Raw genomic sequence first — 15,339 nt, 5'->3', positions numbered from 1 at the left:
AGCCCGTCAACCGGCGGCGAAGCACACCAGGCGCATCGCGCCACCATCCCGCGCTCCGGACGCTCCGCATATGCGCCCCGCACTCTCCGAGTGCGCCCCTGTGCGCCCCTGTGCGCCCCTCCTCCGGCCCGTTGCCGCCCCCTTTCCGAGGTCCCTCCCCCGCCCCTCCCCCTCAGCCGTCGGCTCGCAAAACCGCTGGAGGGAGGGTGGCTCGGCCGGGATACTCGGACGGGTGTTCCTGACGATCAGTACGACCGGCGTCCCCGGACGACCCGCGACCGACCTCGGCTTCCTGCTGCACAAGCATCCGGACAAGGCGCAGGCGTTCTCCACCTCCCACGGCACGGCCCACGTCCTCTACCCCGAGGCGTCGGCCGAGCGCTGCACCGCCGCGCTGCTGCTGGAGGTGGATCCGGTCGCGCTCGTCCGTGGTGCCGGGGGCGGCCGGAACGGCCGGGACCGGGGCCCCGACACGGCACTGGCCCAGTACGTCAACGACCGCCCGTACGCCGCCTCGTCCCTCCTCGCCGTCGCCCTGGGCAACGTGTTCTCCAGCGCGCTCCGCGGCCGGTGCGACGCCCGCCCGGAACTGGCCGCGGCGGCGCTGCCGCTGCGCGTCGAGGTCCCGGCGCTGCCCGCGCGGGGCGGCGCCGAGCTGGTACGGCGCCTCTTCGCACCCCTCGGGTGGACGGTCGCGGCCGACCCCGTGCCCCTGGACGGGCGGTTCCCCGAGTGGGGCGACTCGCGGTACGTCCGGCTCGTCCTGGAGGGCGAGCAGCGGCTGTCGGACGCGCTGCGCCACCTCTACGTGCTGCTGCCGGTGCTCGACGACGCCAAGCACTACTGGGTCTCGCCCGACGAGGTCGACAAGCTGCTGCGGGTCGGCGAGGGATGGCTGCCCGCCCACCCGGAGCAGCAGCTGATCGTCTCCCGCTACCTGGCCCGCCGCCACGCCCTGACCCGCGAGGCGACCGAACGCCTCGAACTGGCCCGGCTCGCCGCGGCGGACGACAGCGAGGCGGAGGACCTGGACAACGCCGTCGACGAGGCCACTGACACCGAGGAGCGGCCCGTACCGCTGGCTGCGCTGCGCCGGGAGGCGATCACGGCCGCGCTGCGGAGGGCGGGCGCCTGCCGGGTGCTCGACCTGGGATGCGGCCAGGGCCAGTTGGTCAAGGAGCTGCTGGGCGACCCGCGCGTCACGGAGGTGGTCGGCGTCGACGTCTCCGCACGGGCGCTCGGCCTCGCCGCCCGCCGGCTGCGCCTGGACCGCATGGGCGAGCGGCAGGCGGCGCGCGTGACACTGCTGCAGGGCTCCCTCGCGTACACCGACGAACGGCTGCGGGGGTACGACGCGGCGGTCCTCAGCGAGGTGGTCGAGCACGTGGACCCGCCGCGGCTGCCCGCGCTGGAGTACGCCGTGTTCGGCGACGCCCGGCCCGCCACGGTCGTGGTGACGACCCCGAACGCCGAGTACAACGTCCGCTGGGAGTCGCTGCCCGCCGGACATCTGCGCCACGGCGACCACCGGTTCGAGTGGGACCGCGCGGAGTTCCGCGCCTGGGCCGGCGGCGTCGCCGAGCGGCACGGGTACGCCGTGGCCTTCGAGCCGGTCGGGCCGGACGACCCGGAGGTGGGGGCGCCGACGCAGATGGCCGTCTTCACCGCCGCCGTGGACGACGGCGACAGCCGCGGCAGGAGCATCGCCGAGGGCGCGAACGACGCGGGCCCGGCGCAGAAGGAGGGGAAGGCCGCATGACCAGCGCCGCCACCGCCGTCCCGGAACCCACCGGGCCCGCCGCCGCGCCGAGCCGCGTGCTGCCCGTCACCGACCTGTCCCTCGTGGTGCTCGTCGGCGCCACCGGCTCCGGCAAGTCGACGTTCGCCCGACGGCACTTCAAGCCCACCGAGGTCGTCTCCTCCGACTTCTGCCGCGGCCTGGTCGCGGACGACGAGAACGACCAGAGTGCCTCGGGCGACGCGTTCGACCTGCTGCACTACATCGCCGGGAAGCGGCTCGCCGCCGGCCGGCTGACCGTCGTCGACGCGACGAACGTGCAGCCCGAGGCGCGCCGCCAGTTGGTACGGCTGGCCCGCGCGCACGACGTGCTGCCGATGGCCATCGTGCTGGACGTACCGGAGGAGGTGTGCGCGGCGCGCAACGCGGACCGCGCCGACCGGGCCGACATGCCCCGGCACGTCGTCCGCCGGCACTGCCGGGAACTGCGGCGCTCCCTGCGCGGCCTGGAACGCGAGGGCTTCCGCAAGGTGCACGTCCTGCGCGGCGCGGCGGAGGTCGACGCCGCCGAGGTGGTGCGGGAGCGGCGGTACAACGACCTGCGCCACCTCACCGGGCCCTTCGACGTCATCGGCGACGTCCACGGGTGCAGCGCCGAGCTGGAGGCGCTGCTCGCCCGGCTCGGCTACGTCGACGGCCACCACCCCGAGGGGCGCACCGCCGTCTTCGTCGGCGACCTCGTCGACCGGGGTCCCGACAGTCCGGGCGTGCTGCGCCGCGTCATGGGGATGGTCGGGTCCGGCGACGCGCTGTGCGTGCCCGGGAACCACGAGAACAAGCTCGGCCGCTGGCTGGCCGGCCGCTCGGTCCGCACGACGCACGGCCTGGCCGAGACGATCGAGCAGCTGGAGCGGGAGGACGACGCCTTCCGCGAGCGGGTGCGCGCCTTCATCGACGGGCTCGTCAGCCACTACGTGCTGAACGGGGGCCGGCTCGTGGTGTGCCACGCCGGCCTGCCGGAGAAGTACCACGGCCGCACGTCGGGCCGGGTCCGCGCGCACGCCCTGTACGGCGACACGACGGGCGAGACCGACGAGTACGGGCTGCCCGTGCGCTACCCGTGGGCGGAGGAGTACCGGGGCCGCGCCACCGTGGTGTACGGCCACACCCCCGTCCCGGACACCGCGTGGATCAACAACACCATCTGCCTGGACACGGGCGCGGTGTTCGGCGGCCGGTTGACCGCGCTGCGCTGGCCGGAGCGGGAACTCGTCGACGTGCCGGCCGAGAAGGTCTGGTACGAGCCGGCCAGGCCGCTGGCCGCCGACGCGCCGGGCGGGCACGAGGGCCGGCCGCTGGACCTCGGCGACGTACGGGGGCGGCGGGTCGTGGAGACCCGCCACGCGGGCAATGTCACCGTGCGGGAGGAGAACGCGGCGGCCGCGCTGGAGGTCATGAGCCGCTTCGCCGTCGACCCCCGGCTCCTGCCGTACCTGCCGCCCACGATGGCGCCGACGGCCACGTCGGCCCTGGAGGGGTACCTGGAGCACCCCGCGGAGGCGTTCGCCGGGTACGCGGCCGACGGGGTGGCCCGGGTGGTGTGCGAGGAGAAGCACATGGGGTCGCGGGCCGTCGTCCTGGTCTGCCGCGACGCGGAGGCGGCGCTGCGGCGCTTCGGTTCCGCCGAGGCGACCGGCTCCCTGTACACCCGCACCGGGCGTCCCTTCTTCGCGGACGGGGCGACGACGGAGGCGGTGCTCGACCGGGTCCGCACGGCGGTGTCCCGCGCCGGCCTGTGGGAGGAGCTGGACACGGACTGGCTGCTCCTGGACGCCGAGCTGATGCCCTGGTCGCTGAAGGCGGGCGGCCTGCTGCGGTCGCAGTACGCGGCGGTCGGCGCGGCCTCCGGGGCGGCGCTGCCGGTCGCGGTCGCGGCACTGGAGTCGGCCGCGGCGCGCGGCGTGGACGTGTCCGCGCTGCTGGAGCGGCAGCGGGGGCGGTCCGAGGACGCGGCCGCCTTCACTACGGCCTACCGCCGGTACTGCTGGCCGACCGACGGGCTGGACGGGGTGCGGCTCGCGCCGTTCCAGGTGCTCGCGGCGCGGGGCCGCAGCCTGGCCGGGCTGCCGCACGACGAGCAGTCGGCGCTGGCCGACCGCCTCGTGGAGGCGGACCCGACGGACCTTCTGCGCACCACGCGCCGCCTGCTGGTCGACACCGGCGACGAGGCGTCGGTGCGGGCCGGCGTCGACTGGTGGCTGGAGCTGACCGGCCGGGGCGGCGAGGGCATGGTCGTAAAGCCGCTGGAGGCCCTCGCCCGGGACGGCCGGGGCCGGCTGGTGCAGCCGGGCGTGAAGTGCCGCGGGCGCGAGTACCTCAGGATCGTCTACGGCCCCGAGTACACCCGCCCGGACAACCTCCGGCGCCTGCGCTCCCGCTCCCTCGGCCACAAGCGCTCGCTCGCCCTGCGCGAGTACGCGCTCGGCCTGGAGGCGCTGGACCGCCTGGCCGCGGACGAGCCGCTGTGGCGCGTCCACGAGGCGGTCTTCGCGGTCCTGTCCCTGGAGTCGGAACCGGTCGACCCCCGCCTGTGACCCGCCGGGCCCGCCGCCGGCGGCGGGCCCGGCGACCGCCCGAGGCCGGAACGGGGCCCGCGCGGCCGTCAGTCCAGCTGGGACTGGACCTGCGAGGAGATCAGCTCCAGGTGGTCCAGGTCGTGGAGGTCCAGGACCTGGAGGTAGACGCGGGAGGCGCCCACGGCGGCGTACCGGCCGATCTTGTCGACGACCTCGGCGGGGGAGCCCGCGAGGCCGTTGGCCTTCAGCTCGTCGACCTCGCGGCCGATGGTCGCCGCCCGGCGGGCCACCTCGGCGTCGTCCCTGCCCACGCAGACCACCAGGGCGTTGGAGTACACCAGGTCGTCGGGGCGGCGGCCGGCCTCCGCCGCCGCCGCGCGGACCCGCGCGAACTGACGCTCCGTGTCGGCGAGGGAGGCGAACGGGACGTTGAACTCGTCCGCGTACCGCGCGGCCAGCCGCGGGGTGCGCTTCGCGCCGAGACCGCCGACGAGGACGGGCACCTTCTTCTGGGCGGGCTTGGGCAGCGCCGGCGAGTCGGTCAGCCGGTAGTACTTGCCCTCGTAGTCGTAGGTCTTGCCGACCTGCGTCCCCCACAGGCCGGTGACGATGTCGAGCTGCTCCTCCAGGCGGCCGAACTTCTCCTTCGGGAACGGGATGCCGTACGCCTCGTGCTCGGCCTCGAACCAGGCCGCCCCCAGGCCGAGTTCGACGCGTCCGCCCGACATCTGGTCGACCTGCGCGACCTGGATGGCGAGGACGCCCGGCAGCCGGAACGTCGCGGCCGTCATCAGCGTGCCGAGCCGGATCCGCCGGGTCTCGCGGGCGAGGCCCGCGAGGGTGATCCAGGCGTCCGTGGGCCCCGGCAGCCCGGTGACGGAACCCATGTGGAGGTAGTGGTCGGAGCGGAAGAAGGATACACGTTACTACCTTACTCGGCTACCACCGCTGACCAGCGAGAATGCCGTCACGCGACCGTAGACACCCCACCCAGCTAAGCGGCGGCACGTCCCCGCTTCCCCTGCCCTGCCTGGCTCTGCGGGCGTACTCTGCTGCCATGAGCGCCACGATTGGCAGCCGCCTACGCGAGCTGCGGAAGCTACGCGGCCTGACTCAGGCCGAACTGGCAAGCCTCACCAAACGGCTACCCGGCACCCGCGGCGTATCGGTCGCGACCATCCGCCTCCTTGAGCAGGAGCGGGCCGGCGACACCCGCGCCGAGACGCTGCACGATCTAGCGCGCGTGCTGCGGGTGCCGACATCGAGGCTCCTCGGTGACACCAAGGAGCCAGAGCACGCCGACACCGAAACCACAGACCGCTGGAAGGCCGTACGCGCCGCCCTGACGCACCCTCCAATCGTCGCTGAGGGACTGGACCGTCCGCCCACCGTGGAGGGCGTCAGAGGCGCTTTCAGGGACCTGGAGCCGCACCTCAAGCGCCTTCAGCTCGATGAGCTGTCGACGCTGATGCCCCGAGTCATTCGGGACGCCGACGCACTGGGCTCCGAGGGGCGTGCCGTCCGGATGCGCGTCCTGCAAACGACGGCGTGGCTCCTCACGCAGACACGCCAATTCGACGCCGCGGAAATGGCCCTTGAGCGGGCCACCGACGAGGGCGAAGACCACCTAGAGCTCGCGACGACCGTCAACACGAAACTCTGGCTCCTCCTCCGTACGGGTCAGCTTGGCGCTGCGCGGGATCTTGCCGTTCAGTGGGCCGACGAGACGGAGCCGCGTCGCATTTCTCGCGCGACCCCGGACGAACTCTGTGCATGGGGGTGGATGCTGTTGAGGGTGTCGAATGCGTCCGTCCGCGACAACCGAGCCACCGAGGCGGATCACGCAATGCGGCTTGCCCGCGGAGCGGCGGAGGTACTGGGTCGGGAGTACAAACCGCCGTCGGAGGTGACGCGGACATTCGGACCCACCACGGTGGCCATGAAATCCGCAGAAAACGCGTCCATTCGTCACCGGCCGGACCTCGTGCTCCGGCTGGCCGGCGAGGTCCCGGTGTACGCGGTGAGGCCGTCGACGAGCAACCGCAATCGGCATCGACTCGACGTGGCCGGCGCTCACCTCTCCTTGCGTCAGTACTCCGAGACGATAGGGAAATTGCGGGAGATCCACGCGAGCGCCCCCGAGTGGCTGCCGAACCAGAGGCTGGCCCGCGACATCGTCGACCGGCTCATTGATCGTCGACGCGCCCTCACCCCGGAAATGCGGCGCCTGGCCAACGTGGTGAAGCTGCCGGTATGAGGCATTGGTAGTTCTGCTGATCACCCCTCAGAACTACCAATGACAGCGGGCGCCGACGCCTCTACTGTCGTTTGCATGACGACGGTGAGCAACGGGCACCCCGTACAACGCTCCCCCGCCTCCGCCTTAGAGCCCACGGGCGTAGACGGGTGCGCCACCTGTGCCGTCCTTCGCTCCTCCCGTGAGGACGCGAGGGCGGTCGGGGATCTCGTGGCGGTGCGCTCGTGCAGCGACGAAATCGCGCAGCACCCCCACAGCGGATTCCGACCCGGGGCGTGCTGGCTGCGGGAAGGGAACAGGCGACGATGAAGACCCACGCGAGTGCCTCAGGCGCACGACGGACCTATCCGGAGCCGCCCATCGAGCTCCCCCTCCGGCTCGACAAGGAGCCGGAGCCGCGTCAGGGGTGCGTGACCTGCGCCGACCTGGAGATGGCGAGGAAGCTCGCTCGTGGACGGGGCGACGCGTCGGCGGTCAGCGACTGCAACGTGCGGCTCACGACCCACACGCACCGCGAGATCAGGCTCTGACGAGCCCCACAATCCCCGTCCCGTCCCGATGTGAGGTCGGCAGCCTCTCGGGGCGGGGCGGGTCCACCACCCCGTGTAGCTCAGTGGTAGAGCGCCAGTTCCCCCGCGCCGGGACTCCGGTTCGACTCCGGACACGGGGACTGCTCGCCGTCAGAGGCGGGCTGCAAGTGCACGACGGACATGAGGGGGTCTCGTGTCCGGGGCTTGAGAGAGGCGGACGCCGATGACGCTCAAGGACGCGCTGAAGAGGATCGTCACCCCGCAGGGCGACGACGACGAGTCGGACGGCCAGGGCGGCAACCCGTCCGGCGGTTGCGGGGACGGCGACGGGTGCGGGCGCCAGTAGCGCGATAGTCTCCACGCACGCGTGAAGCGGGGCGGCCTCCTCCACGAGGTCGCCCCTGCGCGGTGCTTCCCGGTGAGAGGAGTGCAATGTCAGTGCACCACCACGGCTACATGTGGGTGGGGTCGGGGTCCGAGTACGGCCAGGACTCACAGCGTCGACCGGCGGGCCAGGGCTTTGCCGCCATTGCAGTCGTCCCCATCGAGCCGGCTAACTGGTTGCTGAAGAGCCGCAGCATGGTCAAGGCCACGTTCAAGGACATCGCGCCGGCGCTGGAGTGGTACCACGAGCAAATCCTCCTCTACCGGGAGGCGTTCGATGGTGACCACGCCAAGGCGGACGAGACGATCGCAGCCTCCCTGGACAGCGCCCGCGAGACGCTCGAAGCTGGGGCGGACGTCGTGGGCGGCTGGTGGGGCCACCGCGGAACGACCTTTTACGCCGTCCACCTCGTCGCGTGCCCGAACCCGTGGCGGCCGACGTACGCCTGCCCGGAAGGTCTGCGCTGAGCCGGGAAACGCAAAGAGCCCCCGCCGGGTGATCCGACGGGGGCTCTTGGGTGTGCTGCGACGCTCCTAGTCAAGCAGGCTAGCTACGGGGCGGGCAGCAGTACACCGAATCCCCGCACTCGTCCGACGGGTGCCAATCGCCCCGGCACCCACAGGTGCACCCGCCCAGCAGTCCACGCGCCTCAAGGCGACGTGCCTTCGCCATGAGGAGGTTGAGGGGAATCTCCACATCGAGCGCCTCCTCCAGCCGCTCGTGAACATCGAATCGAGTGCGCCATCCGGCGACATTTGCGGGGGCGGCTCGAACGGCATCGAGGAACACGGCGTCGGGGATGTCCTTGCACTGCATCAACGGTCCCTCCCCTCGCGGCGGGCAGCGAGGAGGGAGCCGAAGAATCCGGGCTCGGCGTAGCTCACGGCCTCGTGGCGGCCGTCGGCGTAGGTGATATAGACGTTCACGGCTAAAAGTCCCTCTCCGCCTGCGCCAGGTCGACGCGCACCTGACCGGTGGCACGCCCGTACACGCTGCCCTGCGTCTCCGATGCCTCGTACCACTCGTAGTCGTCGAACTCGTACTCCGCGGAGATCCCCGGGGCGATGACGAACCACGCTTTGCGCTCCTCCATTACCTCTCCTCACACCCCGGCCAGGCGCCGGCTCTGGACGCGCTTGCACTCTCTCAGGTCGACCCGGACGCTATTACCGGTCGGACCCGGGTACTTCGTCACGAGCTCGTTGAACGCCCACGTGCGCACCGTGCCTTCCGCCACGCCGAGATCTTCCGCGGCCTCGCGGTACGACACAAGAACGGGCTTCTCTGGGACGCTCACGGGCTCGTCGTCCACTTCCTCCACCGCCTCTCCCGCAGGCTCTCCAGCGACCTCCTGCGACTTCTCCGTGTGGTCCTCACGCAGCTCCGTCGCGGTCCGGGTGTGCGCGAGCATCATGCCACCGAGAAACGCAACTCCCGGCCAGCCCGCGACGATCACGCGGAGCGCAGACGGCGGGTGCGACAAGTCCATCACGCCGGAGGTGGCGATGTTAGCCGCGAGAGACGCAGCGAGGGAGAGGAGGAACCAGCACCATGCGCCGAAATGCGGGACGTCAGGCGTCCGCATCCGCTTCCACGCCATGATCATGAGGAGGTCGACGCTCACCGGGTACGCCCAAGCTTTCCACCCTCCCTGGCCGGCCGACGCCGCCACGTCGTGGATGTGCGCGAAAGAGAGGGCGGCAGCCAGGACGGCTTGAATCAGAATGGGGTCGACGGTCCGGGCGCGTCTGATCAGTGTGCGCAAGGTGACTCCTGTGTGCATGTGTGTGAAAGGTTCGTGCGATGGGTGGGCCCCTGCGTCCGCTATTCGCAGGGGCCCGGTGGAGTGACTACCTGCGGGCGTGCGCCGCCCGGCGCTCCTCGTAGGCGAGGCAGGTGGAGCACGTCAGCGGAGCGGTAACGACGCGGTACCTGGTTCCGCGGTTCGCACTGCCGCCGGTCCGGCACTGCGGGAACGCGTGCCCCTCGGGGGCGCCCGGCATGAGGGTGTGGACCTTGCCGCCCATGACGGGCTCGCAGCGCTCGAACTCCTCCGGCTCCTCCTCCGTCTCGGCGGCGGACACGAAACGCGTGGGGTGGTTGACCACGTTCCTGCGGTCGTCGCGCACGGCCACGTACCCCGGCGCGGTGTGGATGTGGGCCACGGTGCCCGTGAACGGCGACCGGCCGGGGTGCTGGACGATGACCGCTTGACCCTGCGCGAACCCCTCCGGCGCCGGCGCGGCGACCTCCACGGGCTGGACGACCTCCTTGTCGGTCACCACCAGGACGTTGCGGTAACTGGGGTGGCGGCGCACCGTCCAACGCTTCCCCAACACCTCCGCGTAGGCCGACAGCATCCGGTCCGCCCGCTCCTTGCGGGTCTCCGCGTCGAGGTGATGCGCGAAGGCGCCGGGGATGTACTCCACCAGGACCGTACCGGCGTCCGTCGGCGACGCCTTCACCTGGAAGCCGGCGCTGCTGGTGGAGTAGCCGCGCACCCGGGATGCCTGCGACTTGCTTCGGTCGAACTGCTGCCCCAGAACCCTACTGACGGTGGCCGCCGATGCCATGACGCCTCCTTTGTGTGAGTCGCTTGCGTGACTTCATGATGGCACAGCCATGGTGGCCACCACAACACCCTGTGTCAGTCTCCGTGAGTCGACTCACGGAGCTTCCTTGATCACCGCGACGAGCGACCCGCCGGGCAGCGTCACCACCCATCCGCGGCGGACGGGGGTCTGCCCGCTGCCGAGTGCGGCAGCCAGACGGAGGAAGCGGCTCAGGGCCAGCCGGCTGACGACGCGGTGCGTGCCGTCCTCGTACGTCAGGCGGTACATGCCGGGCCCTCCCCGCGGGTCACGACGATGGGCTCCTCCTGGTTGGAGAACCAGACGACGCCGCGCTCCGTGACCACCTCCACGCTCCCCCAGGGCCCACGCCGGTACGCGTCCTGCGTCGCCGTCCACGTCCGGCGGTGGCGCTCGAAGGTGTCGCCCCGCCGGATGTAGCGGGCCTCCACGGTGATCTTCGTCTTCTCCATGGCGTATCCCTTCGCTTGCGATGGACACTTGCGTGACCCGGGTGAGCTATGACGCTCGTACCGCTTCACGGTCCCGGGTCTGTGCGGCGTCAGCAGCACGCGCCGGCGCGGACGGTGAACTTCGCCTCCGGGTCGGTGGGGAAGGTCCGGCGGACGTCGACGTGGACGTCCGTCCTGCCGGCGGTGGTGCGCGTCCCGTTCCGGCGGGTCGCGGCGCGGGCGAACTTCAGGGTCTGGCGCATGGGTCCTCCTGGGTGGGTGGCGGCTCCTGCTGCAGGAGCTCACCGCGGATGAATCCGGGGATGACGGCCGCGCACTCCCACCACGTCGGGAGATCGCGCGGAGAGTACACGCGGGCGACGCCGGAGCGGCCGAAGAGGGCTGTGTAGGCGACGTAGTGGATGGTCACCGGTCGTCCTGTCTACCTACGTCGTTCGGGGCGCGACCGCCTGGCAGCCGCTCGCCGGGTAGCGCACTTCCTCCCGTCCCTCGAAGAAGACCCAGGGCGTTCGGTCCCCCTTGCCACGGGGCCGGTAGTGCACGGGTGCGCCGTTGTGGAGGATCTCCGCGCCAGCTCGCTGGGCACGAAGGAGTTCCTGCGACGTCATGTTCCCTCCTGTGGTTTCCGAGTGCTCCGGGTGGCCTATGACGGCCGTACCGCTTGACGGTCCCGGAGCCGGTGGATCACTTCGCCTGGGGCTTGAGCGTGGTTGCGTAGGCGATGATCGAGAACACCCACGCGGCGACGTAAAGGCTCAGCGCCAACGGCGTCTGCTCCTTGAACATCCACACCACCGATGCCGCGCAGGCAACCCAACACGCCAAGCACTGGTAGACGCATCGCATGATGATGAACCGCGCCTCGTCGGACATCGGCCGCTTTGCCATCTCTCCTCCTTCACCTCCACGTCTGGGAGGCAGTGCCCCGCCGCGGATTCGAACCGCGCGTCCGCCGGCTGGGGTGCCGGTGGGCTTACCTATGCGGGGCGGACTGACCTACTTCACGTAGCGCTTGCGATAGATCATGTTCGACGCGAGCAGCTCCCGTCCCTGGGGACTCCGGACGTTGCGCTCCGCACCGCGGGACCGCTTCTCGTCCATCTGCCGCACGATGCCGAACCGGTGGGTACGGAGGAACGTGCGCTTCATCGTCTTGACCGTCATGGGTCTCTCCTCCTACGGCCTGCCTCATCAGGGGCGGGGCGGCCAGTCCCGCGCGACGCCCCGAAGGGCGTTTCGGCTAGCTGTTGTCGCGACGGGCAAGCTCGCGCCGGATCGCCTCATAGCAGAGCTCATCCTGACGGGTACGGCCGTAGAGGCTGCTCGGGGCGTAGGCGTCGCGGTAGCCCTGGAGCTGTCCGAGATTCATCTTGGCGGTCTGCGGCGCCGTCGCTGCGAGGATGCGCTCCTCGTCCTCCGTGAACTCCGGCTCAAGAGCCGCGATGCACTCGTCGGTTCCGACTTCGTTGATCAGTTCGCGAACGAGAGCGTTCATTTCGTTCCCTCCTCTGGGGCGCCCACATGAGGCACCTGACGCGAGTCGCTTGCGTGACTTCATGATGGCACAGCCATGGTGGCCACCACAACACCCTGTGCGAAGCTCCGTGAGTCGACTCACGGAGCCGGGGCGCCGCCCTACTTCAGCTCCGCCAGCTCCCACCCGTCGCCGGCCGTGGGGACCTGGCGCTCCACGTCCCGCGCGACGGACGTCAGGCGGCGGGCGAGGGAACGCGCTTCCGCGGGGGTGAGCTCGTCGGTGAACTCACCGGCCGTGCCGGGGAGGGTGGCGCTCAGGATGACGCGCCCCCTCCCCCGACTGACCTGCATCAGAGGTACTCGCCCGTCAGATACCGCGCGTACTCCAGGACGGAGTCACTGTCCGCGCGCGGGCCGGCGAACTCGCGGGCGGCGCGGAGGGCTTCGAGTCGGGAGGCGAGGACGTCCGGGACGGGCTCGTCCGCGGTGGGGCCCGACGCAGGGTTCGGCGCCGCTTCCGACGACTCCGGGTCGTCTACGAACTCCAGACCGTCACCCAGGTTGGCGGTGCTGAAGTGCCACCGCGCCATGCCCGGGTGCTCGGCGTCATCGGTGTGGAACGCACTTCCGTAGCGACCCGTTACGGTCACCACGTCACCAACACGGACGGCCGCGGACTCCAGGCAGTCGCGCGTGACGCGGAGCCGGTCGCCGATGTTGACGGACATGGGGCTCGTCGTGGTGCGCTCTTCGCCGGTCTTCTGCCCCCTCCCCTCCACCTCGTCGGCCACCACAAGGATGCCGCGGGCGAAGTCCCGGGCGTCGGCGGGGCTGAGGTAGATGTGTGCCGTTTCGTCGGACGTGGACCGCACCAGAAGACGCACGTCATGGTTGGCCACGTTCGCAGCGATCGTGTCGCCCGCGTCGTACTTGCAAGTTGCCGTGTGCTTGGACATGTTCTCTCCTCTTCGTGAGTGGCTAACGTGAGGCTCCGTGAGTCGACTCACGGAGCTAGTCGACGAGGCTCTCCGCGCTCTCGTACAACTCCGTGACATCCAGGTCGTCGACGGCGTATCGGACGTCGTCGCCCCAGAGGGCGGCCTCGTCGGGGCGGATGCCCTGGAGGTCGTAGGAGTCGAGGGAGGGGAATCGGGGCATGGCTGTTGATCCTTTCGAGAGTGAGACTCGACTGAGCTAGGCACTCACGCCGTACGCGGTGGCGACGGTCCGAGCGTGGTCCACGCCCCGCCGGCGGATCTGCCGAAGGTTGGGCGGCGTGACCCCCACGATGTCGGCGGCCTCCCGGTCCTCGGCGCGCTGCATGCCGATGCCGTAGTAGAGACTCAGAGAGAGCGACTCGCGCGGCTTCACTTTGTTCAGCAGCCACCGCGCAAGCTCGCGTCGGTCGAGCGAGTCGGGGGTGTCGTCAGGGTCAGGGATGAGCTCCGCCAGGTTAAGCCTCCCGTCGGCGCCCGAGTAGGTACCCGGTGCCGCGATGGCGTCGAGAGAGACGCCCTCAGTCATCGCTTCCAGCGCTGACATGAACGACGCACGCGAGATCGTGGTGCTCGGCGTGGAGGTCTCCACCAGCAGCGCCCAAGCCGCCTCGATGTCGCCGGCCGTTTCGGCGAGCGCCCGACGGACGCGCAGTATCGTCCCGGCGTGCACTGTGAGGGGCGCCCGCATGCGCGCCCACTCGTGTGCTACGGCGCTGCGGATGCGCTGGTGCACGTAGGTGGTCAGAGAGGCCGCACTCTGGTCGGTACGGTAGTCGTACACGTGCTTGATGAGCTGCGCCGTCGCTTCCTGGCGCAGATCCTCGGCGTCCTCCTCCTTGGACGCGGGGGCCACCGACCGCACAATGCCGCGGATGACGCCCTCGTGCGCCTGGACGATGTCCCACATGGCGTCCTTGTCACCGGCCTGTGCGGACGCGATGAGCTCGGGCGTAACTTTCTTGGCCATCGTTCGTTCCCCTCACGAGTGACTAGCGCGACTCGATTTAGTTATGGGCAGGTGGAGAGCAGATGTGACAGCGAGATTTGTGACCTGAGCCACTACATGCCCCACCGGTCGTGGGGCAGGTGGTTGAATGGGCTCCGTGAGTCGACTCACGGAGCGCTAGATCTACGTCAGGTCGACGATGGGGATCGCCAGCGCGACAGCAATGCCGACGTCGGCGAGGGAGAGCGGGCACGTGTCCCACCCCGTGAGGCGCAGCAGCCGCGTCACGGCGGTCCAGGCGAAATCGGTGTCGGTCGCCATGCGGGCGCCGTAGACGCCGGCACGCTCGCTCAGGTCACCAATCTGCTCCGGAGTCGCCTGCGGCCCGGTGATCATGTCCACGGATACCCCCCGTATCGTGGACAGGCTCCTCCCCTTCCCAGCGGGCCAGGGTCCTGTCCATCGAGGCTATGACGCCGCGCACGACCGCCACCGCGTAGGGCAGCATCCGTGCAGCGTCGCTTTGGAATTCACGTGTGAGCGCCTGCCGGCTCTCGTCCAGCGCAGTGCGCTCCGTCGGGCGGGTGGGGCCGCTCGTGGCTCGTCGGCCGGTACCGTCGTCCACCTCTGGGACACGTCCCGGCATGTTGATCGCGTCGTCGTACACGGACACCATGCGGGTGAGTTCCTCCGTGTCACGCTGTAGCGCTCCCAGGAGACTCACGAGCCGCTCGCGTCCTTGTGCGACTGAGTCAGGACTGTACGTCACGGGCACCCCTCCGGCAATTGCCAATGGACCGAAAACAGGGCCCAACGCGGGCCCTTCTGTACCGATTTGTCGTACCCTCACATTTGCCGCTCGACATCCGTCATGGCGGCCACCCCACCTCACCTCGCGTTATGCCGTCCGCCATAATTTAAGAAGCAACGACCTTGCGTTATTTGATTGTTACTTGTGTGAATCTCGTGTCGACTGAGCGGGCGGCGTGGAGGATCCCTACGCGCTCGTAGCGTTGCGCACGGCTACAACCACCGCAGGTGAGCGGCGAGCCAACTGACGACGTCCGAGTCACTCTTGGCCCGGTTGCAGTCCCGGCAGGCGGGCACAAGGTTGCCCCACTCGTGAAGACCCCCGTGCGCAAGCGGACGAACATGGTCCACCTCTGCTACGACCGATGGGCCGAAGTCGCGGTCACAGTAGGTGCAGGTCCACCATTCCAGCTCCTCCCACCGTCGCAGTACGTCACGGTGGGAGGGCCCGCGGGGCGGCTCCGGCGGGCGCATGGGGGGCGTGGTGTGCGGGAGACGGAACACCTGGCGGGTCGTCATGGGACGCATTTCCGCCACGCCCCGTCGAAGGCCCGTCGCCCTGCCCGGGATCGGCACCGGC

Annotated in this window: 23 protein-coding genes, 1 tRNA gene, 1 other RNA gene and 1 pseudogene; 7 read left to right on the top strand and 19 right to left on the bottom strand. The window is 70.4% G+C overall.

Features of this window, described 5'->3' with window-relative positions; translation table 11 throughout:
- The first annotated feature begins 232 nt into the window (after nucleotides 1-232).
- Together LPA54_RS02865 and LPA54_RS02860 are read left to right on the top strand one after the other, a co-directional pair.
- Nucleotides 233-1,759 (top strand): 3' terminal RNA ribose 2'-O-methyltransferase Hen1, encoded by a 1,527-nt coding sequence (locus LPA54_RS02865; RefSeq protein WP_228973459.1) that lies wholly within the window; start codon nucleotides 233-235, stop codon nucleotides 1,757-1,759.
- Complete coding sequence (locus LPA54_RS02860) at nucleotides 1,756-4,332, top strand: polynucleotide kinase-phosphatase (RefSeq protein ID WP_228973458.1); 2,577 nt, start codon at nucleotides 1,756-1,758, stop codon at nucleotides 4,330-4,332. Before LPA54_RS02865 ends, LPA54_RS02860 begins: the two co-directional genes overlap by 4 nt.
- Before the next feature lie 68 nt (nucleotides 4,333-4,400).
- Here LPA54_RS02860 and LPA54_RS02855 read toward each other — a convergent pair.
- Nucleotides 4,401-5,231: pseudogene (locus LPA54_RS02855) on the bottom strand (TIGR03560 family F420-dependent LLM class oxidoreductase); the annotation flags it as partial.
- A gap of 140 nt (nucleotides 5,232-5,371) precedes the next feature.
- Here LPA54_RS02855 and LPA54_RS02850 point away from each other — a divergent pair.
- The 5 genes from LPA54_RS02850 (at nucleotide 5,372) to LPA54_RS02835 (ending at nucleotide 7,953) form a co-directional block, all read left to right on the top strand.
- Nucleotides 5,372-6,571 (top strand): helix-turn-helix domain-containing protein, encoded by a 1,200-nt coding sequence (locus LPA54_RS02850; protein ID WP_228973457.1) that lies wholly within the window; start codon nucleotides 5,372-5,374, stop codon nucleotides 6,569-6,571.
- 305 nt (nucleotides 6,572-6,876) lie between these two features.
- A complete protein-coding gene (locus tag LPA54_RS02845; protein ID WP_228973456.1) occupies nucleotides 6,877-7,101 on the top strand; it encodes a hypothetical protein in 225 nt (74 codons plus the stop codon).
- Nucleotides 7,102-7,170: 69 nt separating this feature from the next.
- Nucleotides 7,171-7,241: transfer RNA gene (locus LPA54_RS02840), tRNA-OTHER, on the top strand.
- Nucleotides 7,242-7,324: 83 nt separating this feature from the next.
- Entirely contained in the window at nucleotides 7,325-7,447 is a 123-nt protein-coding gene (locus LPA54_RS42180; RefSeq protein ID WP_267486666.1) for a hypothetical protein, read from the top strand.
- An 86-nt stretch (nucleotides 7,448-7,533) separates the two neighbouring features.
- On the top strand, nucleotides 7,534-7,953 hold the full coding sequence (locus tag LPA54_RS02835; protein WP_228973455.1) for a hypothetical protein: 420 nt from the start codon (nucleotides 7,534-7,536) through the stop codon (nucleotides 7,951-7,953).
- 461 nt (nucleotides 7,954-8,414) lie between these two features.
- Here LPA54_RS02835 and LPA54_RS02830 read toward each other — a convergent pair whose 3' ends face one another.
- From LPA54_RS02830 to LPA54_RS42995, 18 genes are all read right to left on the bottom strand, one after another.
- Nucleotides 8,415-8,579 (bottom strand): hypothetical protein, encoded by a 165-nt coding sequence (locus LPA54_RS02830; protein WP_228973454.1) that lies wholly within the window; start codon nucleotides 8,577-8,579, stop codon nucleotides 8,415-8,417.
- Between the two features lie 9 nt (nucleotides 8,580-8,588).
- Complete coding sequence (locus LPA54_RS02825; protein ID WP_228973453.1) at nucleotides 8,589-9,251, bottom strand: DUF2637 domain-containing protein; 663 nt, start codon at nucleotides 9,249-9,251, stop codon at nucleotides 8,589-8,591.
- Between the two features lie 85 nt (nucleotides 9,252-9,336).
- Nucleotides 9,337-10,059 carry a hypothetical protein gene (locus LPA54_RS02820; RefSeq protein WP_228973452.1) on the bottom strand — a complete coding sequence of 241 codons (723 nt, stop codon included), beginning with the start codon at nucleotides 10,057-10,059 and terminating at the stop codon, nucleotides 9,337-9,339.
- A gap of 93 nt (nucleotides 10,060-10,152) precedes the next feature.
- Nucleotides 10,153-10,326: a hypothetical protein gene (locus LPA54_RS02815; RefSeq protein ID WP_228973451.1), complete on the bottom strand. Its 174-nt coding sequence runs from the start codon at nucleotides 10,324-10,326 to the stop codon at nucleotides 10,153-10,155.
- A complete protein-coding gene (locus LPA54_RS02810; protein ID WP_228973450.1) occupies nucleotides 10,314-10,529 on the bottom strand; it encodes a hypothetical protein in 216 nt (71 codons plus the stop codon). The genes LPA54_RS02815 and LPA54_RS02810 overlap by 13 nt, the downstream gene beginning before the upstream one ends.
- A gap of 89 nt (nucleotides 10,530-10,618) precedes the next feature.
- On the bottom strand, nucleotides 10,619-10,771 hold the full coding sequence (locus tag LPA54_RS02805; protein ID WP_228973449.1) for a hypothetical protein: 153 nt from the start codon (nucleotides 10,769-10,771) through the stop codon (nucleotides 10,619-10,621).
- Nucleotides 10,756-10,938, bottom strand: coding sequence for a hypothetical protein (locus LPA54_RS02800; protein WP_228973448.1), 183 nt, complete (start codon nucleotides 10,936-10,938; stop codon nucleotides 10,756-10,758). Before LPA54_RS02800 ends, LPA54_RS02805 begins: the two co-directional genes overlap by 16 nt.
- 16 nt (nucleotides 10,939-10,954) lie before the next feature.
- The gene (locus LPA54_RS02795) at nucleotides 10,955-11,137 is read right to left on the bottom strand and encodes a hypothetical protein (RefSeq protein ID WP_228973447.1); all 183 of its coding nucleotides are present in this window, start codon (nucleotides 11,135-11,137) and stop codon (nucleotides 10,955-10,957) included.
- Nucleotides 11,138-11,213: 76 nt separating this feature from the next.
- On the bottom strand, nucleotides 11,214-11,417 hold the full coding sequence (locus LPA54_RS02790; RefSeq protein ID WP_228973446.1) for a hypothetical protein: 204 nt from the start codon (nucleotides 11,415-11,417) through the stop codon (nucleotides 11,214-11,216).
- Between the two features lie 108 nt (nucleotides 11,418-11,525).
- On the bottom strand, nucleotides 11,526-11,693 hold the full coding sequence (locus LPA54_RS02785; RefSeq protein WP_228973445.1) for a hypothetical protein: 168 nt from the start codon (nucleotides 11,691-11,693) through the stop codon (nucleotides 11,526-11,528).
- A 13-nt stretch (nucleotides 11,694-11,706) separates the two neighbouring features.
- Nucleotides 11,707-11,771: hammerhead ribozyme type II (locus tag LPA54_RS02780), an RNA gene on the bottom strand.
- Complete coding sequence (locus LPA54_RS02775; RefSeq protein ID WP_228973444.1) at nucleotides 11,770-12,024, bottom strand: hypothetical protein; 255 nt, start codon at nucleotides 12,022-12,024, stop codon at nucleotides 11,770-11,772. Before LPA54_RS02775 ends, LPA54_RS02780 begins: the two co-directional genes overlap by 2 nt.
- Before the next feature lie 140 nt (nucleotides 12,025-12,164).
- A complete protein-coding gene (locus LPA54_RS02770; RefSeq protein ID WP_228973443.1) occupies nucleotides 12,165-12,356 on the bottom strand; it encodes a hypothetical protein in 192 nt (63 codons plus the stop codon).
- Nucleotides 12,356-12,961: a hypothetical protein gene (locus LPA54_RS02765; RefSeq protein WP_228973442.1), complete on the bottom strand. Its 606-nt coding sequence runs from the start codon at nucleotides 12,959-12,961 to the stop codon at nucleotides 12,356-12,358. Before LPA54_RS02765 ends, LPA54_RS02770 begins: the two co-directional genes overlap by 1 nt.
- Before the next feature lie 55 nt (nucleotides 12,962-13,016).
- The gene (locus LPA54_RS02760; RefSeq protein ID WP_228973441.1) at nucleotides 13,017-13,163 is read right to left on the bottom strand and encodes a hypothetical protein; all 147 of its coding nucleotides are present in this window, start codon (nucleotides 13,161-13,163) and stop codon (nucleotides 13,017-13,019) included.
- 36 nt (nucleotides 13,164-13,199) lie between these two features.
- On the bottom strand, nucleotides 13,200-13,970 hold the full coding sequence (locus LPA54_RS02755) for a sigma-70 family RNA polymerase sigma factor (protein WP_228973440.1): 771 nt from the start codon (nucleotides 13,968-13,970) through the stop codon (nucleotides 13,200-13,202).
- A 162-nt stretch (nucleotides 13,971-14,132) separates the two neighbouring features.
- Nucleotides 14,133-14,351 (bottom strand): hypothetical protein, encoded by a 219-nt coding sequence (locus tag LPA54_RS02750; protein ID WP_228973439.1) that lies wholly within the window; start codon nucleotides 14,349-14,351, stop codon nucleotides 14,133-14,135.
- A 621-nt stretch (nucleotides 14,352-14,972) separates the two neighbouring features.
- Nucleotides 14,973-15,233 carry an HNH endonuclease gene (locus tag LPA54_RS42995; protein WP_368857858.1) on the bottom strand — a complete coding sequence of 87 codons (261 nt, stop codon included), beginning with the start codon at nucleotides 15,231-15,233 and terminating at the stop codon, nucleotides 14,973-14,975.
- Nucleotides 15,234-15,339: the final 106 nt, after the last annotated feature.

It is taken from the genome of Streptomyces sp. DH12, from assembly GCF_020873895.1.
Classification (GTDB): domain Bacteria; phylum Actinomycetota; class Actinomycetes; order Streptomycetales; family Streptomycetaceae; genus Streptomyces.
Note: the sequence above shows the minus strand (reverse complement) of the source record. Positions and strands in the feature narration are given on the sequence as shown.